13 protein-coding genes are annotated in these 11,598 nt (G+C 66.9%); 12 read left to right on the forward strand and 1 reads right to left on the reverse strand.

The window, feature by feature from the left end; translation table 11 throughout:
- Positions 1-14 precede the first annotated feature (14 nt).
- Positions 15-1,097, reverse strand: a complete 1,083-nt coding sequence (locus ACV229_RS23490; RefSeq protein WP_448085503.1) for a LuxR C-terminal-related transcriptional regulator — start codon at positions 1,095-1,097, stop codon at positions 15-17.
- 573 nt (positions 1,098-1,670) lie between these two features.
- On the opposite strand from ACV229_RS23490, the gene ACV229_RS23495 reads away from it, so the two are divergent.
- The 12 genes from ACV229_RS23495 to ACV229_RS23550 all read left to right on the forward strand — a co-directional run bounded on the left by ACV229_RS23495 (position 1,671) and on the right by ACV229_RS23550 (position 11,595).
- Complete coding sequence (locus ACV229_RS23495; protein WP_448085504.1) at positions 1,671-1,943, forward strand: DUF4148 domain-containing protein; 273 nt, start codon at positions 1,671-1,673, stop codon at positions 1,941-1,943.
- Between the two features lie 264 nt (positions 1,944-2,207).
- On the forward strand, positions 2,208-2,609 hold the full coding sequence (locus tag ACV229_RS23500) for a DnaJ family domain-containing protein (RefSeq protein WP_448085505.1): 402 nt from the start codon (positions 2,208-2,210) through the stop codon (positions 2,607-2,609).
- On the forward strand, positions 2,606-3,181 hold the full coding sequence (gene tadA, locus ACV229_RS23505) for a tRNA adenosine(34) deaminase TadA (protein WP_448085506.1): 576 nt from the start codon (positions 2,606-2,608) through the stop codon (positions 3,179-3,181). The genes ACV229_RS23500 and tadA overlap by 4 nt, the downstream gene beginning before the upstream one ends.
- Before the next feature lie 76 nt (positions 3,182-3,257).
- The gene (gene ldcA / locus ACV229_RS23510; RefSeq protein WP_448085507.1) at positions 3,258-4,196 is read left to right on the forward strand and encodes a muramoyltetrapeptide carboxypeptidase; all 939 of its coding nucleotides are present in this window, start codon (positions 3,258-3,260) and stop codon (positions 4,194-4,196) included.
- A 310-nt stretch (positions 4,197-4,506) separates the two neighbouring features.
- The gene (locus ACV229_RS23515; RefSeq protein ID WP_448085508.1) at positions 4,507-5,214 is read left to right on the forward strand and encodes a GntR family transcriptional regulator; all 708 of its coding nucleotides are present in this window, start codon (positions 4,507-4,509) and stop codon (positions 5,212-5,214) included.
- A gap of 149 nt (positions 5,215-5,363) precedes the next feature.
- Positions 5,364-6,866, forward strand: a complete 1,503-nt coding sequence (locus ACV229_RS23520) for an NCS1 family nucleobase:cation symporter-1 (protein ID WP_448085509.1) — start codon at positions 5,364-5,366, stop codon at positions 6,864-6,866.
- Between the two features lie 10 nt (positions 6,867-6,876).
- Positions 6,877-7,731 (forward strand): aspartate/glutamate racemase family protein, encoded by an 855-nt coding sequence (locus ACV229_RS23525; RefSeq protein ID WP_448085510.1) that lies wholly within the window; start codon positions 6,877-6,879, stop codon positions 7,729-7,731.
- Between the two features lie 146 nt (positions 7,732-7,877).
- Positions 7,878-8,831 (forward strand): allantoinase PuuE, encoded by a 954-nt coding sequence (gene puuE, locus ACV229_RS23530; RefSeq protein WP_448085511.1) that lies wholly within the window; start codon positions 7,878-7,880, stop codon positions 8,829-8,831.
- Positions 8,828-9,349, forward strand: a complete 522-nt coding sequence (gene uraD, locus ACV229_RS23535; RefSeq protein WP_448085512.1) for a 2-oxo-4-hydroxy-4-carboxy-5-ureidoimidazoline decarboxylase — start codon at positions 8,828-8,830, stop codon at positions 9,347-9,349. The genes puuE and uraD overlap by 4 nt, the downstream gene beginning before the upstream one ends.
- Before the next feature lie 60 nt (positions 9,350-9,409).
- Entirely contained in the window at positions 9,410-10,423 is a 1,014-nt protein-coding gene (gene alc, locus ACV229_RS23540) for an allantoicase (protein WP_448085513.1), read from the forward strand.
- On the forward strand, positions 10,420-10,932 hold the full coding sequence (locus tag ACV229_RS23545) for an ureidoglycolate lyase (protein WP_448085514.1): 513 nt from the start codon (positions 10,420-10,422) through the stop codon (positions 10,930-10,932). Before alc ends, ACV229_RS23545 begins: the two co-directional genes overlap by 4 nt.
- Before the next feature lie 252 nt (positions 10,933-11,184).
- Complete coding sequence (locus tag ACV229_RS23550; protein WP_448085515.1) at positions 11,185-11,595, forward strand: ACT domain-containing protein; 411 nt, start codon at positions 11,185-11,187, stop codon at positions 11,593-11,595.
- The last annotated feature ends 3 nt before the right edge of the window (positions 11,596-11,598 follow it).

The following is an 11,598-nucleotide window of genomic DNA, read 5'->3' on the forward strand; positions in this document are numbered from 1 at the left end:
CGCGGATCGCCGCGCTAACCGTGCGAGCCGAGCCGAAACACGCTGCGCAGTTCGTCGTGATTGTGCACATTGAGCTTGCGATAGATCTTCCGCACGTGGTCGACGACGGTGCTGTCGCGCAGCGCGAAGCCGCGGGCAATCTCGCTGTGCGAGCGGCCGAGCACGAGCTGCGTGCAGAGCTGGCGCTGGCGCTCGGTCAGGCCGAACTGGAAGCCGAGCCGTTCGATTTCGAGCTCCAGCGGCGGAAAGTGCTCGATGTAGACGACGATCGCGAAGTCGCGCCGCAATGCGCCCGCGTCGGCGAAGCGATAGGCCTTGAAACGGAAGCGGCCGGCGGTATTGCGGCGCTCGAGCGTCGCGGGCGGCGCGGGGTAGCCGCGCCAGATCCGGTTCACGTTCGACAGCAGTGGCATGAGCCAGTCCGGCAAGCGGTCGTGACGATAGAACGCGAGCGGCTCGCCGGTCGCGAGCGACAGCATCCGGATGCTGTCCGCGTTGTGCAGCAGGAGCCGGCCCGTGTCGTCGACGACCACGATCGCGGACAGGCAGCCTTCCGCTTCGTGAAGCGGCGCTTGCACCGGCCGCGACAGCGCATGCGCGAGATGCCGCGCGATGGGCTCGAGATCGCGATGATTCTTTTCCGAGAACGGAGGACTTCCCGGCGCGCGTGAAAGCTGCAGGCTGCCCCAGCCGCGCGTGCCGTCCGTCGCGGTGAGTTCGAGGCAGTGCCGCATCGAGACCGGCTGCCACAGGTCCGCATACATTGCGCTCGACAGCAGTGCATCGTCGTAGCGGACGCTGTTGTCGAAGCCGCGCCCGCGGCGCATCGCTTCGGAGAACGTGACGCCGAGCACTTCCTGCCGCGCGGTGTTGTGGACGTTCGCGAAATACGCGGGCAGCATCGAATAGACCGAGTCGTTCTCGCTGTACACGTCGGACAGCGCATAGTGCTCGTCGGCGTAGAAGAACATGCCCCAGTCGGCGCCGACGATGTGCCGCGCAGCTTCTATCACATGAGGAATGACGAGGCGCGGCTCGACGCCGAGCGAACAGAGCCGTCGAATGTGACTCGCAAGCGCGACGTGCTTGTCAGACATGAAGGTGCTCCCCGAGCGTGCGGCCAATGCGCTCGCGGGAGTGCAGCGAGGCGGCCGTTCGCGCGCTCTGCAACGTGTGTCCAGATTAGACGCCCAACATGACAACTGCGGCAATTGCCCCCTTTCAAGGGGGCGTCAAACCGGCGAGCCGTTCCTATCATTGCGCCATTCCGGCTGCATTTACGTTGTGCGGACATCATCGCGTCCGGCGCGCGGGATTCGTCCGATGCAATGCGATGGCGGCCGGAGTATCCGATCCGCGATGCGGCGACACGCGCCAGCAACACGACGACTCGAAACGCGCGACACGACTGCACCGCGACTGTGCGCATTCCGATGCGCTGACCCGGGGGAAACGTAGGGGGATCGTCACGGATGAACGACGCTACCGCGCGCGTGCGAGCCGGCGGGCGCAGTCCTGCCGATCTCGCGTGCAGACGCGGCGCACGTCACGATGCAGGTGACTGCGTGACGCAGCGACACGAAAGCGGAGCGTCGAAATGTGCGGACGGTGAAGTATCTGCGCCGCTCGCATCGTATGTGTCGCATGGCGGCTTCATGTGAGGTGCCACGATGAAGACTGTGTACAAGGCGGCGCTGGCCGCCGTTTGCGTGCTGGGCGCGGTTGGGCTCGCCCGGGCGCAGGAGGGGAGCGCACCGGCGTCGTCCATGACGCCTTCGGACTCCGCGATCAGTGCAACGGCGGTGGGCGGCATGCCCAGTGCCGGTTCGCAGGCGGGTAGCCCGGCCGGACTCACGCGTGCACAGGTCAAGCAGGAATATTTGCGCGCGAAGCAGTCGGGCGAGCTCGATCGCCTCAACCAGCTCTATGGCGGCGGCCAGTAGCAATCGGCGCGAGGACACGGCGCGGCCGCCGCAAGGCGGCTCGGCCGTGTCGCCCGCCGGCGCCGCGCAGCGCGCGGCGTATCGTGATGGGGTGCGATCATGCATCGCCGACGGGCTGATTCCAGTATAAAAAGGGGAGGAACGCTGGTTGTGCAAGCACGCCGCGAGCGTGCCGTCAATGCAATATCGAGCATTCGTTCGAAGGGCCTGTCACACGCGCGTCACCCTGCTAGAATTCGGCTGCCGCATTGTTTCGATTGACCGATGAGATTGCTTGACGCCCTGGTCGAACAGCGTATTGCCGCCGCCGCCGCGCGGGGCGCGTTCGACGATTTGCCGGGTACCGGCGCGCCGCAGGCGCTGGACGACGACCTGCTCGTGCCCGAGGAGGTGCGGGTGGCCAACCGTATTCTGAAGAATGCGGGCTTCGTGCCGCCGGCCGTCGAGCAACTGCGCGCGCTGCGCAATCTGCATGACGAACTGCGCGCGGTCAGCGACCGCGCGACGCGTTGCCGGCTGCAGGCGAAGATGCTGGCGCTCGACATGGCGCTCGAATCGCTGCGCGGCGGCCCGATGACGGTGCCGCGCGAATACTGCCGCCGCATCGCCGAGCGCCTGTGCGAGCGCGGACTCGACGACACGGCCGCAGAAGCGGGGCCGATGTGACGTCCGACGTGCTGCCGGGCGCGCCTGCCGAACCCACGACCGATATTCCCGCACCCGTTGCCACACCGGTATCGGCGCGTGACGCGCATTTCATGCGTCTCGCGCAGGCCGCCGCCGAGGAAGCGCGTGCCGCCGGCGAAGTGCCGGTCGGCGCCGTGCTCGTGCGCGGCGACGAGGTGATCGCACGCGGCTTCAATCATCCGATCGGCGGGCACGACCCGTCCGCCCATGCTGAAATGGCCGCGCTGCGCATGGCCGCCCAGCACCTGCAGAACTACCGGATGCCCGGCTGCGAGCTGTATGTGACGCTCGAACCGTGCCTGATGTGTGCAGGCGCGATCATGCATGCGCGGATCGCGCGCGTCGTGTACGGCGCAACCGACCCGAAGACGGGCGCATGCGGCAGCGTGATCGACGCGTTCGCGAATCCGCAGCTCAATCACCACACCGAGGTCGTCGGCGGCGTGCTGGCCGACGAGTGCGGCGCCGCGCTGAAGTCGTTCTTCGCCGAGCGCCGCCGCGCATTGCGCGAGGCGCGGCTCGCGCGCGAGCCGGCGTCCGGCGCGTCGTGATGCCGGCGCGGCGCGATCGTGAACCCGATGCGGTTCCGGCCCTCTAAGCTGCTTTGACCACCGACACGTCCCACTCATGTCCGTCCCGTCCGCCGCCTCCTATTCCATCCGCCTGCTGGCACCGTCCGGCTATCCGCACGACCCCGGCGCGATCAATCGCGCGCTCGAACGCCTGAGCAACGCGCAGCACCGCATCGACAACATCGAGGCGACGCAGCGCCGCTACCAGCGCTTCGGCGGCACCGACGGCGAGCGCGCGGGGGACCTGAACCGGCTCGCCGATCCCGCGCGGCCGCTGCCCGACATCGGGCTCGCCGTGCGCGGCGGTTACGGCGCGGCGCGCATCCTGCACGGGCTCGACTATCGCGGCCTCGAACGCCGGTTGCGCGACCAGCCGATCGCGCTCGTCGGCCACAGCGATTTCACGGCGATCCAGCTCGCGCTGTACGCGAAGGCGCGCATCAAGACGTTCGGCGGCCCGATGCTGTCCGCCGATTTCGGCGCGGAAACGCAGAGCGAATTCACGATGCGCCATTTCTGGCAGACGATCGCTCAACCGGCCACGACGATCGTCGCGGAGGCGCCGCAAGTGCAGAACGTCAATGTGTCCGGCACGCTGTGGGGCGGCAACCTCGCGATCCTCACGTCGCTCGTCGGCACGCCGTACATGCCCGACATCGAGGGCGGCATCCTGTTCGTCGAGGACGTCAACGAACAGCCGTTCCGGATCGAGCGGATGATCTACCAGCTTCATCTGTCGGGCGTGCTCGCACGCCAGCAGGCACTCGTGATCGGCCAGTTCACCGGCGCGAAGCCGTTCGACTACGACAACGGCTACGACATGCAGGCGATGCTCGAGCAGGTGCGCGAGGTGATCGGCATTCCGGTCGTCACGGGGCTGCAGTTCGGCCACGTGCCCGACCTGGTGACGCTGCCGTTCGGCGCTCAGGCGCAGCTCGTCGCGAATGCGCACGGCTTCCGGTTGACGCTGTCGGACTACCCGCATCTCGGCTGACGGCCGGCAGCATGCGAATGAAATAGGCGGGGCTTCCGCCTTTTTCTTCAAGTAGATGCGCAACTAACGGTCGAGATTTCTGACCTGCTTCGACAGCGGCGCGCTTGCGTGCTGCACCAGTTTTGTCAACAAAAAATCTGCTTTCAGGTGCGCCTGACTGGCCTCGGGTGGCCTATGGAGGCTTGTCGCGCGCGGATTTGATGCGAAATGCACCGAGTCGTGACATCGCGATGCGCGCCGATTGTGCAAAATTATCGAAAAGAATTGTTGACAATCTTTATGTCCGTTCTACGATAAGGACCATCACCCGATGCAGATCATGAACGAACCCGAATCCGTCCCGTCCGGCGCCCCCGGTCCCGAAGCGATTGCCGAACGCATCCGCACCGCGATCCTCGAGCATCGGCTCGCGCCCGGCGCGAAGCTGACCGAGGCGCAGCTCTGCGACGTGTTCGGCGTGAAGCGGGGGACGATCCGGCAGGCGCTCACGCTGCTCGCGACCGACCGGCTCGTCGACCTGGAGCCGAATCGCGGCGCGTTCGTCGCGAGCCCGACGCTGCAGGACGTCCACGAGGTGTTCGAGATGCGCCGGATCATCGAGCTGGCCGTCGTCGAGCGGCTCGCGACCGGGCCGGGCGCGAAGCGACTGAAAGGCGTCGCGGCGCTGATCGACAAGGAACGCAAGGCGTTCGAACGGCGCGATTTTCCAGCGTGGATCCGCCTGTCGGGCGAGTTCCATACGGCACTCGCGGCGCTGATGGGCAACGAGACGCTCAGCGCGTGCCTCGACGGGCTCGTCGCCCGCTCGACGCTGATGTCCGCGCTGTATGAATCGCACGGACGCAGCCCGTGCTCGTTCGACGATCACAGCGAGATCCTCGCCGCGCTGGAGGCGGGGGACGCGAAGCGTGCGGCGGCGCTGATGGCGCATCACCTGCAGCACGTCGAACTGAAAATGCTGGACCGTCCCGCGCAAGGGGCGGTCGACCTGCGCGAGGTGTTCGGCGGCGCCGCATAAGCGGCGACCCGAACCGGCCGCGCGCCACAAGAACCGAAGCATGCCGACCCGCGGCGCACGCCGCGGATCGCAAGTCCGGCTCCGGGCAACGATCCGGGGCGATTTCGATGACGTTGGAGCGGCCGTCCGGCCGCGGTCAAGGAGAGGTCATGGCTCAGGTCAGTGTGGCGCACGACAGCGCGTATCCGGCGGAAGGCGGCGAGGAAGAGCGTGGTGCAAGCATGCCGAATGGTTTCAGCGAACGTCTGTACAACGAAGACTTGGCACCCCTAAAAAACCAGACGTGGGGGTCATACAACATCTTCGCGTTCTGGATGTCGGATGTGCACAGCGTCGGCGGCTACGTGTTCGCGGGCAGCCTGTTCGCGCTCGGGCTGACGAGCTGGCAGGTGCTGATCGCGCTGATCGTCGGCATCGGCCTCGTCAACGTGCTGTGCAACCTGATCGCGCGGCCGAGCCAGCAGATCGGCGTGCCATATCCGGTCGCGTGCCGCGCGACGTTCGGCGTGCTCGGCGCGAACGTGCCGGCCGTGATTCGCGGGCTGATCGCGATCGCGTGGTACGGCATCCAGACCTATCTCGCGTCGAGCGCGCTCGTGATCGTCGTGCTGAAGTTCTTCCCGCAATGGCTGCCGTATGCGGACGTGCACCGCTACGGCTTTCTCGGGCTGTCGGCGATCGGCTGGGCAGGCTTCATGCTGCTGTGGGTGCTGCAGGCATTCGTGTTCTGGAACGGGATGGAGACGATCAAGAAGTTCATCGACTTCGCGGGCCCGGCCGTCTACGTCGTGATGTTCATCCTCGCGGGCTACATGGTGTGGCGCGCGGGCTGGCGCAACATCGGGATCAACCTCGGCGGCGTCAAGTATCACGGCGCCGAAGTGATTCCGGTGATGATCACGGCGATTTCGCTCGTCGTGTCGTACTTCTCCGGGCCGATGCTGAACTTCGGCGATTTCTCCCGCTACTGCCGGACCTTCGGCGACGTGAAGCGCGGCAACTTCTGGGGGCTGCCGGTCAACTTCCTTGCGTTCTCGCTCGTCACGGTGATCACGACCGCCGCGACGCTGCCGGTGTTCGGCGAGCTGATCACCGATCCGGTCGAGACGGTCGGGCGCATCGATCATCCGACCGCGGTCATCCTCGGCGCGCTGACGTTCACGATTGCGACGATCGGCATCAACATCGTCGCGAACTTCGTGTCGCCGGCATTCGACTTCTCGAACGTCGCGCCGCGTCTCATCAGCTGGCGCGCGGGCGGGATGCTCGCGGCCGTCGCATCGATCTTCATCACGCCGTGGAACCTGTTCAACAACCCGGCCGTGATCCACTACACGCTCGACGTGCTCGGCGCGTTCATCGGCCCGCTGTACGGCGTGCTGATCGCCGACTTCTACCTCGTCAAGCGCGGCCGGCTCGTGCGCGACGACCTGTACACGATGTCGGAGCGCGGCGCGTACTGGTACACGGGCGGCGTGAACCGCCGCGCGCTCGGCGCACTGCTGCCGGCCGCGGTGATCGCGATCGTGTGCGTGATGATGCCGGGCTGGCAGGGCGTCGCGAACTTCTCGTGGTTCATCGGCGCGGCGCTCGGGTTCGCGTTCTACCGGGTGCTCGTCGGCACCCATCGCAACACCGGCGCCAAGGCCTGAGGAGCGTGCGATGAAGATCAAGCTGATCAACCCGAACACGACGCAGCGGATGACCGACGCGATGGGCCGCTGCGCACGCGAGGTCGCGGCCGCCGGCACCGCGGTGGTCGCGGTGAGCCCGCCGATCGGCCCGCCGTCGATCGAGGGGTATTACGACGAGGCGCTCGCGACGCCCGGGCTGCTCGCCGAAATCGCGCAAGGCGAGCGCGACGGCTTCGATGCGTACGTGATCGCCTGTTTCGGCGATCCGGGGCTGTATGCGGCGCGCGAGCTCGCGCGCGGGCCCGTGATCGGCATCGCGGAAGCCGCGATGCATGCGGCGAGCGTGCTCGCGCCCGGCTTCTCGGTCGTCACGACGCTCGCGCGCACCTGCGGGATGGCGTGGCATCTCGCCGAGCGCTACGGGATGAAGCGGTTCTGCCGCAACGTGCGCGCGACCGACGTCGCGGTGCTCGAGCTCGATCGGCCGGGCTCGGCCGCACGCCGGATCATCGTCGACGAGTGCCGGCGCGCGCTCGACGAGGACGGCGCCGACGCGATCGTGCTCGGCTGCGCGGGCATGGCGGAATTCGCGCGCGAGATCGAGCAGCAGATCGGCGCGCCGGTGGTCGAAGGCGTGACGGCGGCGGTGAAATGGGCCGAGGCGCTCGTCGCGTTGCGGCTCGCGACCGCGAAACGCGGCGACTACGCCCGCCCGCTGCCGAAGCGCTACGACGGAGAATTCGTGCGCTTCAGCCCGTCCGCGGACGAGTCGGCCGCGGTCCCGGCGCCAAGTGTGGCCGTTGCTTCAGGGGGCGCCGCACCGGGGGCTGCCGCACCGGAGCCGGTCCCCACTTTGCCGCATCCGCACATACACACCGTCTGACACGCACTATCTGCGCCGCTGTATGGGCGCATATGGACGTTTTCGCTACACTGGGCCGTCATCGCATCGGTCCGCGTGGCCGGGTCAGGCGCAGCGCGGTCGATGCGAACCCATTATTTCAGCCAGCTTTCGTTGCACATCGAACCATGTCACTCGATTCCAACTACCCACGCGATCTGATCGGCTACGGCCGCCATCCGGTGCAGGCGAACTGGCCCGGACGGGCGCGTGTCGCCGTGCAGTTCGTGCTGAACTACGAGGAGGGCGGCGAGAACTGCGTGCTGCACGGCGATCCGGGCTCCGAGCAGTTCCTGTCGGAAATCGTCGGCGCGGCCGCGTATCCGGACCGCCACATGAGCATGGAGTCGATCTACGAGTATGGGTCGCGGGCCGGCGTCTGGCGCATCCTGCGCGAGTTCGAGAAGCGTGGGCTGCCGCTGACCGTGTTCGGCGTCGGCATGGCGATCGAGCGCCACCCGGAGCTCGCGCGGGCATTCGTCGAGCTGGGCCATGAAATCGCGTGCCACGGCTGGCGCTGGATTCACTACCAGAGCGCGACGCCCGAACTCGAGGCCGAGCACATGCGTCTCGGGATGGAAGCGATCGAGCGCGTCACGGGCGTGCGGCCGCTCGGCTGGTATACGGGCCGCGACAGCCCGAACACGCACCGTCTCGTCGCCGAATACGGCGGCTTCCTGTACGACTCGGACTACTACGGCGACGACCTGCCGTTCTGGATGGACGTCGAAGTGTCGGGCGGCGGCACGACGCCGCAACTGATCGTGCCGTACACGCTCGACACCAACGACATGCGCTTCGCGACGCCGCAGGGCTTCAACACCGCGGACCATTTCTTCCACTACCTGCGCGACGCGTTCGACGTGCTGTACGAGGAGGGCGACGAGGCGCCGAAGATGCTGTCGATCGGCATGCACTGCCGCCTGCTCGGCCGGCCGGGGCGCATGCGCGCGCTGCAGCGTTTCCTCGATCACATCGAGAAGCACGATCGCGTATGGGTGACGCGGCGTGTCGATATCGCGCGTCACTGGCGTGAACATCATCCGTATCAGCCCAATCATCGAAACGAAGGGAAAGCATGAAGGCGATGCGTTACACGTTGGAGCAACTGAACACGATGGCCCAGGGCGCATTCGTCGCGGCCCTGGCAGGGATCTTCGAACATTCGCCGTGGGTCGCCGAGGTGGCCGCGGGCGCGCGGCCGTTCGTGAGCATCGACGCGCTGCACGAGACGATGTCGGGCGCGGTGGAGGCGGCGGGCGAAGTGCGCCAGCTCGCGCTGATCAACGCTCACCCGGAGCTGGCGGGCAAGGCCGCGGTGCGCGGCGAGCTGACCGCCGAATCGACGCGCGAGCAGAGCGGCGCGGGGCTCGGCCAGTGCACGCAGGACGAGTTCGACAAGCTGCAGACGCTGAACCGCACCTATCGCGAGAAGTTCGGATTCCCGTTCATCCTCGCGGTGCGCGGCTACGATCGCCACGGCATCATCGCGAACTTCGAGTCGCGCGTGAACCACTCGCGCACCGAAGAGCTGCGCGCGAGCCTCGACCAGATCTACCGGATCGCACGTTTCAGGCTCGACGACCTGATCGACGCGTGACACCGCAATACGGCCTGCTGCGTGGCAGCGGCAATTTCGCATTACTGACAAGGACACATCATGGCAATCCCGCTTCTCGATCCCAACGCACCTGAATTCACGCGGCGCTACGTGAACCTCGCGGACCCGCGTCTCGGTGCGCAGGCGCTCGAGGCCAGCGACGATTTCTTCGCGCCGAAGGCGCGCATGCTGAACCCCGAGCCGGCGGTGTTCATCCCCGGCAAGTACGACGATCACGGCAAGTGGATGGACGGCTGGGAAACGCGCCGCAAGCGCACGACCGGCTACGACTGGTGCATCGTCAAGCTCGCGCGCCCGGGCGTGATCAAGGGCTTCGACATCGATACGAGCCACTTCACCGGCAACTTCCCGCCGGCCGCGTCGATCGAGGCCGCGTACGTGGCCGAAGGCGCGCCGACGCATTCGACCGAGTGGGTCGAGATCGTGCCGTCGACGACGCTGCAGGGCAACAGCCACCACTATGTCGAGGCAAGCGATGCACGCGCGTTCACGCACCTGCGCGTGAACATCTATCCGGACGGCGGCATCGCGCGGCTGCGCGTCTATGGCCAGCCGCAGCTCGACTGGGCCGGCGCGAGCGCGACCGAGCAGTTCGATCTGGCGGCGATGGAAAACGGCGGCTACGTGGTCGCCGCGAACAACCAGCACTTCGGCGTCGCGTCGAACCTGCTGCTGCCGGGCCGCGGCGTGAACATGGGCGACGGCTGGGAAACCCGCCGCCGCCGCGAGCCGGGCAACGACTGGGCGATCATCGCGCTCGCGCAGCCGGGCGTGATCCGCAAGATCGAAGTCGACACCGCGTTCTTCAAGGGCAACTATCCGGACCGCTGCTCGATCCAGGCCGCGTACGTGACGGGCGGCACCGACAGCTCGCTGATCACGCAGTCGATGTTCTGGCCGGCGCTGCTCGGCGAGCAGAAATTGCAGATGGACAAGCAGCACTACTTCGAGCACGAGATTGCGTCGCTCGGTCCCGTCACGCACGTGCGCCTGAACATCATTCCGGACGGCGGCGTGTCGCGCCTGCGCCTGTGGGGGACGCTCGACAAATGAAGACGCTTGTCATCGAACCGCTGACCAAGGAAGCGTTCGCGCCGTTCGGCGACGTGATCGAGACGGAAGGCGCGAAGCAGATCCCGATCAACCTCGGCACGACGATCCGCTTCCACGATCTCGCGACGGTCGACGTCGACGACGAAGGTGGGCGCACGCTCGTCAACCTGTTCCGTGGCCAGCCGCGCACGCTGCCGTTCGAGGTGAAGATGCTCGAGCGGCATCCGCTCGGCAGCCAGGCGTTCGTGCCGCTGAACGACAAGCCGTATCTCGTCGTCGTCGCGCCCGCGGGCGATCTCGACCCTGCGAAGATCCGCGCGTTCGTGACGAGCGGCTGGCAGGGCGTCAACTATGCGAAGGGTGTGTGGCACCACCCGCTGATCGCGCTCGGCGACGTCAGCGATTTCATCGTCGTCGATCGCGGCGGGGAAGGGTTGAACCTCAACGAGCAGGATCTGGTGGAATCGTTGTGGCTGACGGACGAGGCGCTGCTTGCATTGACGGCCTGAGCGCCCGCGTCTACCGCGCGAGGCCGGACGGTTCGAACGTCCGGTGATGCACCCGAACCGACCCGCGACTTGTCGCGGGTTTTTCTTTTGTGCGTCGCGCGGTGCTTTGCTTCCGTGCAAGCAGCGGCGCTCGTTGCCAGATTGTCGATGCGACGGGGTGCGACCGGACTTCGCCACAGCAGTTTCCGTCGCTCGTGCTATCGTGCCCGCATTGCCTTCATCACACTGTCCGCTCAGGACGCATCCCACCCGATGAGCCAGCCCGAATCCGACCTTGCAATCCTGCTGCGCACGATGCAACCCGAGTTGCATCCGGGGGCTTACGTATTCGCGGCGCTTGCGCACGATGCCGACGTGCCGCTGTCCGAAACGATCGCGACTTTCCGCGAAGAAGAGGGGCTGACCGTCGTCGTCCGCGAAGAAACGGCTGCCAGCCACGGCTGGCCCGTGCTGTTCCGCGCCGCGTGGATCACGCTGACCGTGCATTCCGACCTGCAGGCCGTCGGGTTGACGGCCGCGTTCGCGCAGGCGCTCGGCGCGGCTGGCATCAGTTGCAACGTGATGGCGGCCGCGTGCCACGACCACATCTTTGTCCCGTTCGACGACGGCGCGCGGGCGCTCGACGCGCTGACCGCGCTTCAGCGGCGCGCGCAGCGCGACTAGCGA

The organism is Burkholderia sp. MR1-5-21 (assembly GCF_053427715.1).